We start from the raw sequence: 15,837 nt of genomic DNA on the forward strand, positions 1-15,837 counted from the left end.
AAAGTCGTGGACGACGACGATTGAGCGGTAGTCAACACCGGAAAACGGCAGGAAGGATGAGCCAGTCGAACAAAGATAGAGGTGCAGCCTTGTCCGGCTGGCTAAAGTGATGTACTGGTTTGGGGAAGTGAGGTGGCGACAGTGGCAACGAATACGCAGACCGAGGGAAGCACGCTGCGTGAGCTGCTCGACGCCCTGGACACCGCGGTGGTCGAGCTCTTGGACGCGCCCGCCGGCGATACGGTCGCGATTCGGTCGGTGGCGCTGGTCGACAGTTCCGACCTGACGGTGGAGACCGACTCGGGCTCACCTATGCAGGATATGTACCTGCATGTCGGCATCGTCGAAGCCGAGGCCCTGCAGTGGTTGCGCGCCGTGGGCAAACGCCCCGTCGCGCATCGGCCGCGAGCGGTGCTGTCGAAGATCGCGCACGAGTCCGACGCCGTCCGCGCGGCGGCCCACCGCGCCGGTGTGGCGCTGGTGGCCGTGCACCAGCAGGCGCGCTGGGATCAGGTCTTTCCGCTGGTTCGCCGGATGCTCGAACGCGCGCGCGGGCAGCGCTCTACCACCGAGGCGCACGATCGCCTCGCCACCGACACCGATCTGTTCGGCCTTGCTCAGATCGTCGCACAGAACGCGGGCGGCATGGTGTCCATCGAGGACCCGCACTCGAATGTGCTCGCCTATTCCGCCTCCAATGAGGCCGCCGACCAGTTGCGAATCCTGTCCATTCTCGGCCGTGAAGGACCGCGCGACTACCTGCGCATCCTGCAGAAGTGGGGGGTGTTCGACCAGTTGCGCCAGACCGACGAGGTCATCGATCTGCCCGCGCACGACGAACTGGACATCAAACACCGACTGGTGGTCAGCATTCGGCGTCCCTCGGACGGAACCGTCGGTACACCAAGGGTTCTCGGCACGATCTGGCTCCAACAGGGTGACAAGCCGTTCAAGCCGGACGCCGCGGAGGTGCTGCGCGGCGCATCGGCGATCGCGGCTCGCATCATCTCCCGCAGTCTCGACGCGCCTTCCACCGAAACCTTGCTGATACAAAGGCTTTTCGGTGCCCGCGGCAGCGGAGTCGATGTCCCCTCGGTGGCGAGCGCGCTGAACATCCCGGTGACCGGTCCCGCCGCGGTGGTCGGATTCGCGCTCAACGACACCGCGCAGGCATCGACCGAATCAGCATCCGTGGCCAACGCACTGCGCTTGCACGCCAGCTCATTTCGCCGCGACTCGCTTACCGCGGTACTCGGCGAACGGGTCTATGTTCTGCTGCCGCATTATCAGTCGGTGCGTGCGGTGAACGCCTGGACGCGCCAGCTGGTCGCGCAGTTCGAAACGAAGCGGTCGCTGGTGCTGCGCGCGGCCATCGCGATCCCCGTCGCCGATCTCACCCATGTGGCGAGCGCACGAATCGAGGTCGATCGGGTCCTCGACAGCACGGCAACCACCTTCCCCAAGGGCCGGGTGACGACATTGGCCGAGTCCCGCACCGCGGTCCTGCTCGCCGAGATCCTCGACCTGGTCGGCGCGCGACCCGACCTGCACGACCCCCGCCTGCAAGCGCTGTTCGACTACGACCGCAAGCACACTGCGAACCTGCAGGAAAGCGTCGAAACCTATCTACGTGAGCACGGGGACGTCCGCAACGCGGCAACGGCGCTTCAGGTGCACCCGAATACGCTGCGCTATCGCATCCGCCGAGTCGAAGACATCGTCGGCGTCGACCTCTCCGACCCGGCCGATCGCCTGCTGCTCGAACTGCAGCTCGCGCTGCCGCGCCGCACCGGCGCCTGACCGGAAACATCAGCGCGCTCGGTCCGTCCGGGATTTGATAGCCATCGGCTATCTTCGAGTGACCGCCGGTGATTTCCGGCCGGATTCGGTCCGAATTGCTGCGGTATCGGCGCAGGTCCAACGTCGATTCCGGACCGTTCGGCGACCGGAGGTGGTGCTCGCCTCTTTTGATCCGAGGGTGATCGGGTACCCAACAAGAATCGAATTCCGATGGGAACGAGGTAGACCGATGATGGACGAGTCGACCACCGAACGGACCGAATCGCCGCGATGCACCCGCCGCGGCGACAGTTACGACGATATCGAGCCCTGGTTCGAGAAGTTGGCGGCGCTCGACGCTACCGACCCGCACCGCACCGCACTGCGTAACCACATCATCGACCTCGCCCTGCCGCTGGCCGAGCACATCGCCCGCAAATTCTCCGGCCGCGGAGAATCCTTCGACGACCTGCAGCAGATCGCACGACTCGGGTTGGTGCAATCGGTGGACCGTTTCGATGTGTCTCGCGGCAGCTCGTTTCTCGGGTTTGCGGTGCCGACCATCATGGGCGAGATCCGCAGGCACTTCCGGGACCGCACCTGGGCGGTGCGGGTGCCGCGCCGGCTGAAGGAGATCCAGCTGAAGATCGGTCCGGTGACCGAGACGCTGTCGCACCGCCTCGGCCGGATGCCGAGCGCCCGCGAGATCGCCCGGGAACTCGACCTCGAGCTGGTGGAGGTCACCCAGGCGCTGGTCGCGCGCAACGGCTACCGGGCGAACTCGCTCGATGCGACGACCGTCACCGACGGCGAGAGCTCGCCGCTGCCCCTTGCGGACACCCTGGGCGCCGAAGAGCCCTGTTACGGCCTGATGGAGGACGCGATGGCCGTGCGTCCGCTGATAGCCGCGCTTCCGGAGCGGGAACAGTTGATACTGATCATGCGGTACTTCGAGTCGAAGACTCAGCAACAGATCGCCGATTCCCTCGGAGTCTCGCAGATGCAGGTGTCGCGCATCCTGGCCAGGACATTGACCAAGCTTCGTGAGCAGGCCTCGTATGATGAACACTTTTCATGTGCAGCGTGAGGCGAACGAACTTCCCACCCTGGAGGGACATGTTCACATTGATCAAGGCGGCCAACGCGGGCTTCGCCTTCGTTTCGGTCGCGGCCCTGGTCGGGACCGGTAGTGGTGTGGCGATCGCCGCACCCGTCGCGCCCGCGGTCGGCGGTGGTTCCGGCATCATCATCGATAGTCGGTTTCAATGCACCGTGACCACCGTCGGTTACGACGACGCGGGCAGGCTGGTCGGGCTCACGGCCGGGCATTGCGGAGAACCCGGTTCCCAGGTGATCGCCGAGGCGAACCCCAACTACGGCGTGGTCGGCCGGTTCGTTCATTCCGATCATGACCTGGACTACGGCATCATCCAGTTCGACCCGGGCCGGATCACCCCAGTCGATCGGGTCGGGTCCGTCACCATCACCGATATCGGCGCTCCGGCCCAGTTCCCGATGGTGGTGTGCAAAAAGGGCCGCACCACCGGCAACACCTGCGGCGTCGCCTGGGGCGATGTCTTCGGGACCAACAGCGAGACCTGGACCCAGATGTGTGTGCTGGAGGGTGATTCCGGCGCACCGGTCCTCGTCGGCTCGACACTGGTCGGCATGGTCAACGCCTACCTGGCTGTCGGCTGCTTCGGTCCGGAGGTCGGCACCACCATGAGCGTGATCATGAACGACATCAATCGGCGCGGGGACGTCGGCGCCGGGTTCCTGCCCATCTGATCCGCGCGGAATGCGCTCCTAACAGCCCTCCAGGGTCGCCTCGGTCAACTCGGCGACGACATCGTCGACGTCGTCACGTTCGCGAAAAGCGTTGAGCTGGCGCACTGCACCGTTGCCGCGGGCGAGAACGGCGGTGATCGAGTCGGCGACGAGCGTGCGTTCACCCAGCTCCTCCAGCGCGGGTTCGACGTGCTCGACGAGCTTGGCGAGCTGCTCGACCGCCGGCCGGACGCGACCGTCCACCGGGTCGACGCTGTCACCGTCGATGCCGCTGCGCGCGGCCTTCCAGTACGCCGCGCGCAGCACTTCGGCTGTTACCGGTGGTGCATTCCGCCCCTGCGCCAAGGACTTTCGCGCCATGAGCACGGTGGCTCGGACCAAGGTCGCGAGCAGGGCGGTCTCCTCGACCGTGGCGGGCACGTCGCTGACGCGGATCTCGACAGTGGGAAACGACATCGACGGGCGGACATCCCAATAGACCATCTTCTCGTCGAAGATGCTGCCGCTGGAGAGCATCATCGCCACCATGGCGTCGTAGTCGCGCACCGATCCGAAATAGGGCGGTGGCCCCGCGCTCGGCCAGCGTCGCCACAGGATGCTGCGCCAGCTGGCATAACCGGTCTCGGTCCCGCGGTAGATCGCGGAGTTCGCGGTGAGTGCGAGGAACAGCGGCAACCACGGCCGCAGGAAATTGCTGACCTGCAGGGCGACCTCGCGGTCCGGAACCCCGACATGCACATGACACCCGCACAACCCCTGCTCATGGGCGAGCATGCCGAAGTCCGCCGACATGCGCCGATAGCGCGGCGTGTCGGTGATCGGAAACTGCTGTGGCACGGTTGGCGGAATCGCCACCGCGAGCAGTCGGGCATCGTTCTTCTCGGCGCACGACGCAGTGCCTCTGCGCAGGTCACGCAGCTCATCGCGCAGCTCGGTCGCACTGGTGTGCACAGCGGTGCTCGTCTCCACCTGACAGCGGGTGAGTTCGAGCTGCAGGCCGAAACCGAGCTCTGCCGCCGTCTGCGCTACCTCTACGTTCTTCGGAACGGGCGCACCGGTGCGCGGATCCGCAAGGAGAAACTCCTCCTCGACACCGAAGGTTGCCGAGTCTGCGTCCATAACCGCAGGTTACCCCTGCCAGCAGGGCAAACGTCGGCGTTGTCGGGTAGCGAATTGATTCAGCCGCCATTGAGCGGGCGGTCTGAGGGCGGCCGGGGTTCATCGTGGGTTGGTTGCCCGCGCCCAGCTCGATATGGCGTAGGTGCCCTACAAGCCGGTCGCGCTGCCGTCGAGGACAAGGCCCGTGGAAGACCGACTACGCGTCCCGAGCGGAGGCGGCGGCCATGCGGAGGGTTCTCCGCACTGGTAGCGCGTCCGGCTTGTGCGATGTGGCGCTTGCGGTGCACGGCTTGCGTCGGATGTTGTCTGTGCGACAGTAAGCCGATCGGGTGGACGCCACAGTATTGCCTCGGCTGGGCGTCCGCCCTATAGATTTCGGCTCTTCCACCCTCCTGGCGTCAGTGGTGTGGCTCCATGAACGCAGCGAACCCGTCCAGCAGGCGCTGCAGGCCGAATTCGAAGAGCGTGTCGATGTCGAATTGGAAATCGTTGCGCTCGTTGAGACTTGCCAGGGTGGGGAATTGCCCGCTCTGCAGTAGGTGTTCGAATTCCGATTCTTTGGCGTCCCATGGCTCGATGGGCGCACCTTCCCGTCGTGCGGCCGACTCCACCTCGAGATTGACCGCAATGCCGCGCACATAGCTGTACAGCGAGACGTGAGCGTAGAGCACCGCGTCCGGATCGAGACCGAGGTCGTCCAATGACCGGACAGCCCACTCGGTGTGCCGCAAGAGCTTTCGGGTCGGCACCGGGTTGCTCACCCACGATGCGGTGACGACCCAAGGATGGCGGTGGTACATCGCCCACTGCAGATGGGCCAGCACTTCGAGTCGCGCGCGCCAACCTGTGGGCGGTGGGTCGGGGAACTCGGCTTCGCCGAATGCCTCGTCGGCCATCAACAGCACCAAGCGATCCTTGCTGCCCACATAGCGGTACAGCGACATGGTCGGCACGCCGAGATCGGTCGCGATGCGGCGCATCGACAGTCCGGCAAGCCCTTCGGTGTCGGCAATAGCCATTCCGGCCCGCACCACGAGTTGCTCGGTGAGCTCGGTGTCCGGTGTTTTCTCTCGCTGCGGTGCGGCGTGTGGTGCGTCCACCACGGTACCGACGCCGGGCACCACTCGGACCGTGCCCTCCTGGCGCAGCGTGGCGAGAACCTTGGTGGCAGTGGCGATGGCGACGCCCCACTCCTTGGTGATCTGCCGAGCCGAGGGCACCCGGTCGCCCGTCCGCAGCTCGCCCGAGGCGATCCGGTCCTGGATCTCTGCGGCGATGCGCAGGTAGGGCGGGGTGGCGTCGGTGCCACCTGGTGTACTAGTACGCATGATTGTCATAGTAGCGAATCTTCCTGGAATTTTATGGGTAGTACGGTATGTACAACGTACGAGGTGTCATGTACGTTGTATTCAACAACACGGAATACGCAGAGAAACGAGAAGGTCATGACGAACCCGAACATCCTCATCTCCGGAGCGGGAGTAGCCGGTCCGGCGCTGGCGTACTGGTTGCGCCGCTACGGTTTTGCGCCGACCGTGGTCGAGCGGGCGCCGGAACCACGCGCCGGTGGGTACGCTGTGGACTTCCGCGGCGAGGCCATGACCGTCCTGGAGCGCATGGGCATCCTCGACGAGGTACGCAAGTACAGCACCGGCATTCGCGACAGCGAAGTGGTCGACGGTGCGGGCAAGTATCTGGTGACTATGCCGTCGGCAATTTTCGCGGGCGATCTCGAAGTGCTCAAGAGCGATCTGACCGACATCCTCTACGAGCTCACCAAGCATGAAACCGAATACATCTTCGACAACTCGATCACCGCGCTTACCGAGGACGAGAGTGGGGTGCTGGTGAGCTTCGAAAGCGGCCCGGCGCAACGGTTCGACCTGGTTGTCGGTGCGGACGGGCTGTACTCCAAGGTCAGGGCCCTCGTGTTCGGCGAACATTCGCAGTTCATCCGCCACCTCGGGGTCTACAACGCCATCATCTCCACCGAGAACTTCCTCGGCCTCGACCACGAGGGCCGGGCCTGCCAACTCGGCAATGGGAAGTCGGTGAATGTCTTCAGCGTCAGGAACAATGCCGAGGCGCGGGCCTCGTTCTACTTCGGTTCGGAGCCTTTGGACTACAACCGGCAGGACCTCGACGAACAGAAGCGGATCATTACCGAGCGGTTCGCGGGTGATGGTTGGGAGGTGCCCCGGCTGCTCGGGGAACTGGCCGCCGCCACCGACCTCTATTTCACCCCCATCAGTCAGGTACAGATGGACAGCTGGTCGACCGGCCGGGTGGTGCTGCTCGGCGACGCCTGCGCGTGCGCCTCGCCGATGTCGGGTCGCGGCACCTCGCAGGCCTTGATCGGTGCGTATGTGCTCGCAGGCGAACTCGCCTCGGCCGCAGGTGATTACACCCATGCCTTTGCGGCATACGAGCGGGAGCTGCGCGATTACGTGAAGATCAATCAGGACGGTGCGCACGAGGTGGTCGGCATGCTCTTCGCCGAGCCGCCGCCGCAGGAGGTGTTCGACGCCATGGCGGCAAACCCGCCGGAGGAAGAACCGGATGCCCTCACCCTGAAGACGTATCGGTGACTATGGCGCGAACCCGCCCGGCCTTGCAGGTCGGGCGAGACGCGGCCGTTGGTGCTCTTCGTGTACTACGCTTTTCGAGTCGCCGTCTCCCTGTGGGGACAGTTGGGTGACGTGCAGCTTGACGAGGGCAGGGGCGGAATGAAGCCTTGGGTACGCAGCAAGCAACTTCCAGCGGAAATTGCGGGCTCGCTCGTGTACGGCGCGCCCTACGAGACGGCGGAAGGGGCGACGGTCATCACCGTCACCCGCGTCGGCGGCATTCTGCGGACGACCGCAAGACCGGTCGGAGTGTTCGCCATTCACGACGGAAAGACCTCATGGACGCCGGCCGTCGACGGCACCCGGATAGCCATGCTCGGCGAGTTGATCGGCCTGCTGTCGGCGGTGATCGCCACTCTCGCAGTGCTCCGCCGTCCACCGTGGCCGGACCTGTCGCGGGGCGCGTTGCGTGACCTACGGCGACGAGACTAGCGGCGTGGTTGCGCAATAGGACTTCCGAATCCGAAAGGGATGGTGCTATGTCCCCACACCCCGCTCCGGGCCACCCCATCGACATCTATTGGCGACGGTGGTGCCCTTACTGTCAGCGCCTCGGTGTCGGCCTGCGGCTGGCAGGCATACCGTTGCGCAAGATCGACGTCAACCACGACCCGGAAGCCGCTGCCCACCTGCGCACCCTCACCGGTGGCGACGAAATCACTCCGACGACGGTCATCAACGGCAATGTTCTGATCAACCCCGATGTCGCCGCGATTCGCGCGGCATTGGCGCAGGACTGACAGGAAATTGCTGACCTGCAGGGCGACCTCGCGGTCCGGAACCCCGACATGCACATGACACCCGCACAACCCCTGCTCATGGGCGAGCATGCCGAAGTCCGCCGACATGCGCCGATAGCGCGGCGTGTCGGTGATCGGAAACTGCTGTGGCACGGTTGGCGGAATCGCCACCGCGAGCAGTCGGGCATCGTTCTTCTCGGCGCACGACGCAGTGCCTCTGCGCAGGTCACGCAGCTCATCGCGCAGCTCGGTCGCACTGGTGTGCACAGCGGTGCTCGTCTCCACCTGACAGCGGGTGAGTTCGAGCTGCAGGCCGAAACCGAGCTCTGCCGCCGTCTGCGCTACCTCTACGTTCTTCGGAACGGGCGCACCGGTGCGCGGATCCGCAAGGAGAAACTCCTCCTCGACACCGAAGGTTGCCGAGTCTGCGTCCCAAACCGCAGATTACTCGCTGTCAGCCGGGCAAACGTAGACGTGGCCCGGTAGCGGGCTACTCATCCGCCATCGAGCGAGTGGTGCAGGGGTGATCGCGGTTCATCGTCGGTTGGTTTGGGGTGCCCAGCGCACTGGGTATGGGGAAGGAGTCGGCGCGGAGGTCGCTGAGACCGCAGCGGGCCGCGCGTCGAGGGCCGGGCGAACTGGAGCGGCGGCGGAGAGCAAACCCCATTCGAGGTGTCAGGGCAGCACCGCTCGATGGACGCGGTTGCCGCGCACAATCGCCTATTAACCGCGACCGATGGCGTTCTCGGGTTGTTCGCTACGCCGACCGTCCCGCGCACGAGGGCGACAGCAGTACTAAAGGGCTGTTAAGTAAGCCGCCGGCCACTGCCCCGGGCATTTTGGGTGACAGAGAATCAGCTGGTCGGCACCGAATTCACCGCAGCCGTCGTCCGCATCCGAACCACCTCGGGAGATTCGTCATCCTGGTCAGCCAGACACTCAGCCCGATCCAACTCGTGGTGTTCGAGCTCTCACTCGCCGCGATCGTCGCGGGACAGCTTCGTTCGCGCACCCACTCACACGACTGTGCTTCAACACCGATACGGGAAGGGACACCTCGATGAAAATCACCGTCGTCGGCGCCGCAGGCATGGTCGGCTCGCGCGTTGTCAACGAAGCCGCAAGCCGGGGCCATGACCTCATCGCGGTATTCCGGAAGCAGCGGCCGGCCACCCTGCCTACCGGTGCGGTCGCCGTCGAAGGCGACGCGTGCGACCCCGACCATATGAGCATCCTGTTCAACGGCACCGACGCGACCGTGGTCGCGACCCGTCCGGCACCCGGGCACGAGTACACCGCTGTGATCACCACGTTGGCGCTGCTCGACGCGGCCGCATCAGCTCGGACGCGCATACTCGTTGTCGGCGGCGCCGCCCCCTTGCAGATTCCGGGATACCCTGACCGGCTCGTTGTCGACAGTCCGGAGTTCGTCCCGCGGCAATCACGAGCGATCGCCGCTGCCTGCGCCGCACAACTAGACGTCTGCCGAGCGCATCCGGCCAACTGGGTCTATCTCAGCCCACCCGCCGTCGTCGAACCCGGTGGTCGCACTGGAATATACCGGCGCGGCACCACTACGCTCATCACCACTGCCGACGGCGCATCCCGAATCTCGGCCGAGGACCTCGCCGTGGCCGTCCTCGACGAACTCGAGAACCCCTGCGAAGACAAACACATCACCGTCGGCTACTAGATTAGGTGGTGTCCTGTAATTTGCGGTGCTCCGCCGGCCACCATGGCCGGACTGTCGCGGGGCCGGGCCACCCCATCGACATCTATTGGCGATGGTGGTGCCCTTACTGTCAGCGCCTCGGCGTCGGCCTGCGGCTGGCGGGCATCCCTTTCGCAAGATCGACATCAACCGCGACCCGAAAGCCGCCGCCCACCTGCGCACCCTCATCGGTGGCGACGAAGTCACTCCGACGATGATCATCAACGGCAATGTCCTGATCAACCCCGATGTCGCCGCGATTCGTTCAGCCTTGGCGCAGGTCTGAGCGTCGAGCGTGCGGCTCGATGCGTCGGTCGCGAGCCGGCATGTGGTCCAAGTGGATCGGGATGTTTCGGTGTTGCCTGCTCGAGAACCCGAGGGCAGCGACGGAGTCGGGGATCTGCGCTCGGGTGAGACCGTCGTCTGATGTGCTGTCCGGGCGCGGTCCGCCGATGATCGGTGCTCAGCCCGGGTGGAGGGAGGCCGCCGCCTACTCGACACGTCCGCCGATGCGGCGAGTGAGATCGTCCGCGGTGTGGCGGACTCGGGTGGCGAGTACGGACCAGTCGGCGTCGCAAGGCTGCCGCGTGCAGTGATGACGCAGGGTCACGCTGATCGCGGCGATCGGGCGGTGGTCGTGGTCGAAGACGGCATAGGCGACGGAGGCGAAACCGGCGGTCACATGCCCGTCCTCGCTGGCCCAGCCGCGGCGGCGTTCCGCGGCGAGGGTGGTGCGCAGCTGCGCGAGAGAGGCCGGACCGCGGCCGGTGCGGCGCACGAATGTCGCGGCGTCAGGGAACAGGGCTCGGACGTGTGTGGCAGGCAGGTGCGCCAGGATTGCTCGCCCGGAGGCGGTCAGGTGGGCGGGCAGCCGGACACCGACATCGGTCACCAAAGTTTCCGGGCGGGCGGGTCGCTCCTTGATCAGATACAGCAGTTCGTTGCCGTGCAGCACGCCGAGGTGCGCGTTGTGCCCGACGCGTTCGACCAGTTCGCCCAGCAACGGTCGTGCCAGTCGTTCGAGGGGGTCGTGGCGTAGATACGCCGACCCGAGCTCGAATGCCGCGATGCCGAGGCCGTAGCGTCGTTCGGCGGGCAGACGGGTGACGAATCGCGTCTGCTCGAGTTCCGCGAGCAGGTGGTAGGTGGTGGAGCGGGGCAGGTCGAGCTCGCGGGCGATGGTCGAGGCGGATACCGGCCCGGCCCGCCGGGCCATCAGCTGCAGGATCGCCAGTCCGCGCCGCAATGCCGGGATGTCACTACTCGGACCCATGCCCACTTCCTCGGATTGTCTCGGATTTCAGACAAAACCTGGCCGCGCCTCATTCTCCACCGGTGCCGCGCCCTGTGGAATGGGCATATGCCGGATACCACGCAGTTGCCGACGGTCGAGTTGGACGGGCCATTGACCATGGAGCGGGTCGTCGCGGTCGCACGCCTCGGTGCGAAGGTCCGATTCAGCGAGGCGGCCGAGAAGCGCCTGACCTCGGCGCGCCAGCACGTCGATGCGCTGGCGGCGGGGAGCGTCCCGACCTACGGTGTGTCCACCGGCTTCGGCGCGCTCGCGACCCGCCACATTCCGCCGGAGAGCCGTGCCGCACTGCAGCGATCGCTGATCCGCTCGCATGCCGCGGGCGCAGGCCCCGCGGTCGAGCCGGAGGTGGTGCGCGCCATGATGCTGCTGCGACTGCGCACCCTGGCCACCGGGCATACCGGTGTGCGGCCGGAAACCGCGGTCACCCTGGCCGCGATGATCAACGCGGGCATCACCCCGATCGTGCACGAATTCGGCTCGCTCGGCTGCTCCGGTGACCTCGCGCCGCTGGCCGCGGTGGCACTGGCCTTGATGGGGGAGGGCGAAGTCATCGATTCCGCCGGCGTCGTGGTCCCGGCGGCAACGGCCTTGCGTGCCAACGGTATCGAGCCAGTCGTCCTCGCCGAGAAAGAGGGCCTCGCGCTCACCAACGGCACCGACGGCATGCTCGGCATGCTGGTCCTCGCACTCGCCGACCTGCACTGCCTGCTCGACATCGCCGACTTGACGGCCGCGATGAGCGTGGAGGCATTGCTCGGCACCGACCGAGTGTTCGCCGACGATCTGCAGGCACTGCGCCCGCACCCTGGTCAGGCGTGCTCGGCGCGGCGCATCCTGGCCGCTCTTGCCGGTTCCGAGATCGTCGCCAGCCATCGCGGCCCCGACTGCAACCGCGTGCAAGACGCCTATTCGCTGCGCTGCGCGCCGCAAGTGCACGGCGCCGCACGCGACACCGTCAGCCACGCGGCGGCGGTCGCCGAGCGAGAGTTGGCCGCCGCCATCGACAATCCGGTCGTGCTCGCCGACGGTCGGCTGGAATCCAACGGAAACTTCCACGGCGCCCCGATCGCCTACGTCCTCGACTTCCTCGCCATCCCGGTCGCCGACGTGGCGAGCATGTCCGAGCGCCGCACCGATCGGATGCTGGATGTCGCCCGCTCCCACGGCCTTCCGGCCTTCCTGGCCGCGGACCCCGGCGTCGACTCCGGTCACATGATCGCCCAGTACACCCAGGCGGGCATCGTCAGCGAACTCAAGCGGCTCGCCGCACCCGCATCGGTCGACTCGATCCCCAGCAGCGCCATGCAGGAAGACCATGTCTCGATGGGCTGGTCGGCGGCACGCAAGCTGCGCAGGGCGGTGGCGGGACTGACCTCGGTCCTCGCGGTGGAATACCTGACCGCCGCACGCGCACTCGACCTCCGCGCCCCTTTGCGTCCCGCCCCGGCTACCGCCGCGGCCCTCGCCTTGCTGCGCACCAAGGTCGGCGGCCCTGGTCCCGACCGCCACCTGGCCCCCGAGATCGCCGCAGCAACTGACCTCATCGCCTCCGGCGAACTACTGCGTGAAATAGCCCCCCACCTGGGTCCATAACCGATTCCCTCGCCACGGGAGATATCTGATGGCACAACCCCTCCGCACCAAGAGCTCGACCAGCCCGCGCCACCCGTCCACCCGCTCGCTGTGCTCGATCGGTTTTCGCGAGGCGAGCGGCACACCTTCGAAGGGCCTTCTCGACGTTTGCCGCAGCAATGTGCCACTCGACCATGGAAGGAACGGGTTGTGATGGGACGGGTAGTGCGGGCGGCTCGGGGGACAAGGTTGAGCGCGCGGAATTGGCAGGCCGAGGCGGCGTTGCGGATGCTGCACAACAACTTGGATCCGGAGGTGGCCGAGCGGCCGCAGGATCTGGTTGTGTACGGCGGAACCGGAAAGGCGGCTCGGGACTGGGCCAGTTTCGATGCGATCAGCCGATGCCTGACGACGCTGGACGCCGACGAGACGCTGCTGGTGCAGTCGGGGAAGCCGGTGGGGGTGTTCCGGACCAACGAGTGGGCGCCGCGGGTGCTGATCGCCAACTCGAATCTGGTGGGCGAGTGGGCGAATTGGCCCGAGTTCCGCAGGCTGGAGGCGCTGGGTCTGACCATGTACGGGCAGATGACCGCAGGTTCGTGGATCTACATCGGCACGCAGGGCATCCTGCAGGGCACCTACGAGACCTTCGCCGCCGTGGCGGACAAGCGATTCGGCGGCAGCCTCGCCGGCACCCTCACCGTGACGGCCGGGCTCGGCGGCATGGGCGGCGCGCAGCCGCTGGCGATCACCATGAACGGTGGTGTGGCACTGGTGGTCGAATGTGATCCGGCCCGCGCACAGCGGCGGGTGCACGACCGCTACCTCGACGAGATCGCCGACGATTTCGACGATGCGGTGGCCAGAGTCTCGGCGGCGCGTAAACAGCGAAAGGCGTTGTCGGTCGGACTGATCGGCAATGCCGCCGAGGTGTTGCCGAAGCTGCTGGAGGCCGGTCTCGAGGTCGACATCGTCACCGATCAGACCTCCGCTCACGACCCGCTTGCCTATCTGCCACGTGGCGTCGACCTCGACGACTGGTCGGACTACGCGGCGAAGAAGCCGGACGAATTCACCGATCGGGCTCGGGAATCCATGGCCGATCACGTCGATGCCATGCTCGGTTTCCTCGATCGTGGCGCGGAAGTCTTCGACTACGGCAACTCGCTGCGCGGCGAGGCGAAGCTCGGCGGGTGCGATCGGGCCTTCGACTTTCCCGGGTTCGTGCCCGCCTACATCCGTCCCCTGTTCTGCGAGGGCAAGGGGCCGTTCCGGTGGGCCGCGCTGTCGGGGGACCCGGAGGACATCGCCGCGACCGACCGCGCAATCCTGGATCTGTTCCCCGACAACGAATCACTGCGCCGGTGGATCACGCTGGCCGGGGAACGAATTGCCTTCCAAGGACTTCCGGCACGTATCTGCTGGCTCGGCTACGGCGAGCGGCACCTGGCCGGGCTGCGCTTCAACGAGATGGTGGCCAGCGGCGAATTGCGCGCCCCCGTCGTGATCGGGCGTGACCACTTGGACTCCGGCAGCGTCGCATCCCCCTACCGCGAGACCGAGTCGATGGCCGACGGATCCGACGCCATCGCCGACTGGCCACTGCTCAACGCCCTTGTCAACACCGCCTCCGGTGCGAGCTGGGTATCCATCCACCACGGCGGCGGCGTCGGGATGGGCCGTTCCATTCACGCCGGACAGGTCTGCGTGGCCGACGGGACCCCGCTGGCCGGGCAGAAGATCGAGCGCGTATTGACCAACGACCCGGGCATGGGGGTCATCCGGCATGTGGACGCCGGATACGAACGTGCCGGTGCGGTTGCCGCCGAACGCGGGGTCCGGATTCCGATGCAGGAGGGTCAGTGATTGCAGAACAGGTGATCTCGTGTGGCCGAAGCAGCGATGTGCCGCGTCGGTTGGTAGGGGCACGGGCATGAGCGCCGATCGACTGTTGCGCGAGATCGCCGATGTCGGCCGTGATGCCGGCCGCGGCGGCTATTCGCGGCATGTGTTCGACGATGCGGAATTGACACTGCGCCAGTGGTTCATCGAGCAGGCAGGTATGCGCGGGCTCGCGGTGCGCACCGATCGCAACGGCAATATCTGGGCGTGGTGGGGACGGCCGCAGCGGGGTGCTGTTGTCACGGGCAGCCACCTCGATTCGGTTCCGGGAGGTGGTGGGTTCGACGGTCCGCTCGGCGTCGCGAGTGCCATCGCCGCGGTAGATATTCTGCGCGCCAAGGGTTTCACGCCGACCAAGCCCTTCGCGCTGCTGGTGTTCGCGGAGGAGGAGGGCGGCCGGTTCGGCGTGCCGTGCCTCGGATCCCGGCTGCTGACCGGAGCGCTCGACGCCGACCGTGCCAGAGGGTTGCGTGACATCGAGGGAATCACCCTCGCCGAAGCCGCCGCCAAGGCCGGCCACGACCCGGAGCGTTTCGGTGCCGATCCCGAATCACTTGCCATGATCGGCTGTTTCATCGAGCTTCACGTGGAGCAGGGCCGCGGTCTCATCGATATGGACAGCCCGGTCGCCACCGGCAGCACCATCATCGCGCACGGCCGCTACCGATTCTCCTTCGCCGGACAGGGCAATCACGCGGGCGCGACCCTGATCGCGGACCGCCACGACCCTATGCTGCCCGCCGCCGCGGTGATCGGCGCCGCCCGCCGTGCCGCCGCCGCAGTCCGCGACGCCAGAGCGACCGTGGGGCGACTCGTTCCGGTTCCCGGCGGCACCAATGTGATCGCCTCCACCGTCGATCTCTGGCTCGACGCCCGAGTGCCGGGTGCAGGCCGCACCGCCGCCCTCGTCGACGATATCGCCGAAGTGGCGCGCATCGCGGCCGCCGAGGAGGGTTGTACGGTGACCGTCACCGAGGAGTCCTATTCGGACGATGTGGTTTTCGACGAACCACTGCGCCGCAGGATGGACGAGGTCCTCGGCGGCGTCCCCGCGTTGCCCACCGGAGCGGGACATGATGCGGGGATCCTCGCGGCGCACGTCCCCGCCGGAATGCTCTATGTGCGCAACCCGACCGGCATCAGCCATGCCCCAGAAGAACACGCGGAACCGATCGACGTGGATTTCGGTGCGGTGAGCCTCGCGCACGTGCTGGAGGAATTGACCGGATGAGCAGGTGCGGTGCCGAATATTGCTATTGGGCAGGCGATTTCGCCGCAATGGAG

Annotated in this window: 14 protein-coding genes and 1 pseudogene; 11 read left to right on the forward strand and 4 right to left on the reverse strand. The window is 66.4% G+C overall.

Annotated elements, in window-relative coordinates; all coding sequences use genetic code 11:
* Nucleotides 1–132 precede the first annotated feature (132 nt).
* The 3 genes from ACLMAL_RS11745 (at nucleotide 133) to ACLMAL_RS11755 (ending at nucleotide 3,567) form a co-directional block, all read left to right on the forward strand.
* The gene (locus ACLMAL_RS11745) at nucleotides 133–1,800 is read left to right on the forward strand and encodes a PucR family transcriptional regulator (protein WP_411999083.1); all 1,668 of its coding nucleotides are present in this window, start codon (nucleotides 133–135) and stop codon (nucleotides 1,798–1,800) included.
* Between the two features lie 232 nt (nucleotides 1,801–2,032).
* Entirely contained in the window at nucleotides 2,033–2,866 is an 834-nt protein-coding gene (locus ACLMAL_RS11750; protein ID WP_411999243.1) for an RNA polymerase sigma factor SigF, read from the forward strand.
* A gap of 29 nt (nucleotides 2,867–2,895) precedes the next feature.
* Entirely contained in the window at nucleotides 2,896–3,567 is a 672-nt protein-coding gene (locus tag ACLMAL_RS11755; protein WP_411999084.1) for a S1 family peptidase, read from the forward strand.
* Nucleotides 3,568–3,585: 18 nt separating this feature from the next.
* Here ACLMAL_RS11755 and ACLMAL_RS11760 read toward each other — a convergent pair whose 3' ends face one another.
* Together ACLMAL_RS11760 and ACLMAL_RS11765 are read right to left on the reverse strand one after the other, a co-directional pair.
* Entirely contained in the window at nucleotides 3,586–4,686 is a 1,101-nt protein-coding gene (locus ACLMAL_RS11760; RefSeq protein WP_411999085.1) for a glutamate--cysteine ligase, read from the reverse strand.
* 398 nt (nucleotides 4,687–5,084) lie between these two features.
* Nucleotides 5,085–6,014, reverse strand: coding sequence for a TetR/AcrR family transcriptional regulator C-terminal domain-containing protein (locus ACLMAL_RS11765; RefSeq protein ID WP_411999086.1), 930 nt, complete (start codon nucleotides 6,012–6,014; stop codon nucleotides 5,085–5,087).
* A 117-nt stretch (nucleotides 6,015–6,131) separates the two neighbouring features.
* Between ACLMAL_RS11765 and ACLMAL_RS11770 the strand changes: the two genes are divergently transcribed.
* From ACLMAL_RS11770 to ACLMAL_RS11780, 3 genes are read left to right on the forward strand one after another with little or no spacing between them, the layout of a single operon-like run.
* The gene (locus tag ACLMAL_RS11770) at nucleotides 6,132–7,274 is read left to right on the forward strand and encodes an FAD-dependent monooxygenase (protein WP_411999087.1); all 1,143 of its coding nucleotides are present in this window, start codon (nucleotides 6,132–6,134) and stop codon (nucleotides 7,272–7,274) included.
* A gap of 60 nt (nucleotides 7,275–7,334) precedes the next feature.
* Entirely contained in the window at nucleotides 7,335–7,745 is a 411-nt protein-coding gene (locus tag ACLMAL_RS11775; protein WP_411999088.1) for a hypothetical protein, read from the forward strand.
* A 47-nt stretch (nucleotides 7,746–7,792) separates the two neighbouring features.
* Nucleotides 7,793–8,053, forward strand: a complete 261-nt coding sequence (locus ACLMAL_RS11780) for a glutaredoxin family protein (RefSeq protein ID WP_411999089.1) — start codon at nucleotides 7,793–7,795, stop codon at nucleotides 8,051–8,053.
* Here ACLMAL_RS11780 and ACLMAL_RS11785 read toward each other — a convergent pair.
* Nucleotides 8,054–8,482 (reverse strand): annotated as a pseudogene (locus ACLMAL_RS11785) (glutamate-cysteine ligase family protein); the annotation flags it as partial.
* 631 nt (nucleotides 8,483–9,113) lie between these two features.
* Here ACLMAL_RS11785 and ACLMAL_RS11790 point away from each other — a divergent pair.
* Entirely contained in the window at nucleotides 9,114–9,746 is a 633-nt protein-coding gene (locus tag ACLMAL_RS11790) for an NAD(P)-dependent oxidoreductase (protein ID WP_411999090.1), read from the forward strand.
* A gap of 97 nt (nucleotides 9,747–9,843) precedes the next feature.
* Nucleotides 9,844–10,050: a glutaredoxin family protein gene (locus tag ACLMAL_RS11795; protein WP_411999091.1), complete on the forward strand. Its 207-nt coding sequence runs from the start codon at nucleotides 9,844–9,846 to the stop codon at nucleotides 10,048–10,050.
* 204 nt (nucleotides 10,051–10,254) lie between these two features.
* On the opposite strand, the gene ACLMAL_RS11800 is transcribed toward ACLMAL_RS11795, so the two are convergent.
* Entirely contained in the window at nucleotides 10,255–11,037 is a 783-nt protein-coding gene (locus ACLMAL_RS11800; RefSeq protein WP_411999092.1) for an IclR family transcriptional regulator, read from the reverse strand.
* Nucleotides 11,038–11,124: 87 nt separating this feature from the next.
* Between ACLMAL_RS11800 and hutH the strand changes: the two genes are divergently transcribed.
* From hutH to ACLMAL_RS11815, 3 genes are all read left to right on the forward strand, one after another.
* On the forward strand, nucleotides 11,125–12,672 hold the full coding sequence (gene hutH / locus ACLMAL_RS11805) for a histidine ammonia-lyase (RefSeq protein ID WP_411999093.1): 1,548 nt from the start codon (nucleotides 11,125–11,127) through the stop codon (nucleotides 12,670–12,672).
* 192 nt (nucleotides 12,673–12,864) lie between these two features.
* Entirely contained in the window at nucleotides 12,865–14,517 is a 1,653-nt protein-coding gene (hutU, locus tag ACLMAL_RS11810) for a urocanate hydratase (protein WP_411999244.1), read from the forward strand.
* A 67-nt stretch (nucleotides 14,518–14,584) separates the two neighbouring features.
* Nucleotides 14,585–15,784 carry an allantoate amidohydrolase gene (locus ACLMAL_RS11815; protein WP_411999094.1) on the forward strand — a complete coding sequence of 400 codons (1,200 nt, stop codon included), beginning with the start codon at nucleotides 14,585–14,587 and terminating at the stop codon, nucleotides 15,782–15,784.
* Nucleotides 15,785–15,837: the final 53 nt, after the last annotated feature.

This window comes from Nocardia sp. CWNU-33, assembly GCF_046764895.1.
Taxonomy (GTDB): Bacteria; Actinomycetota; Actinomycetes; order Mycobacteriales; family Mycobacteriaceae; genus Nocardia.

Coding starts and splice junctions, on each gene's coding strand:
- ACLMAL_RS11750 (WP_411999243.1), top strand. CDS start 2,033: ATGGACGAGTCGACCACCGAACGGACCGAATCGCCGCGATGCACCCGC.
- ACLMAL_RS11815 (WP_411999094.1), top strand. CDS start 14,585: ATGAGCGCCGATCGACTGTTGCGCGAGATCGCCGATGTCGGCCGTGAT.
- ACLMAL_RS11800 (WP_411999092.1), bottom strand. CDS start 11,037: ATGGGTCCGAGTAGTGACATCCCGGCATTGCGGCGCGGACTGGCGATC.
- hutH (WP_411999093.1), top strand. CDS start 11,125: ATGCCGGATACCACGCAGTTGCCGACGGTCGAGTTGGACGGGCCATTG.
- ACLMAL_RS11790 (WP_411999090.1), top strand. CDS start 9,114: ATGAAAATCACCGTCGTCGGCGCCGCAGGCATGGTCGGCTCGCGCGTT.
- ACLMAL_RS11780 (WP_411999089.1), top strand. CDS start 7,793: ATGTCCCCACACCCCGCTCCGGGCCACCCCATCGACATCTATTGGCGA.
- hutU (WP_411999244.1), top strand. CDS start 12,865: ATGGGACGGGTAGTGCGGGCGGCTCGGGGGACAAGGTTGAGCGCGCGG.
- ACLMAL_RS11765 (WP_411999086.1), bottom strand. CDS start 6,014: ATGCGTACTAGTACACCAGGTGGCACCGACGCCACCCCGCCCTACCTG.
- ACLMAL_RS11770 (WP_411999087.1), top strand. CDS start 6,132: ATGACGAACCCGAACATCCTCATCTCCGGAGCGGGAGTAGCCGGTCCG.
- ACLMAL_RS11760 (WP_411999085.1), bottom strand. CDS start 4,686: ATGGACGCAGACTCGGCAACCTTCGGTGTCGAGGAGGAGTTTCTCCTT.
- ACLMAL_RS11755 (WP_411999084.1), top strand. CDS start 2,896: ATGTTCACATTGATCAAGGCGGCCAACGCGGGCTTCGCCTTCGTTTCG.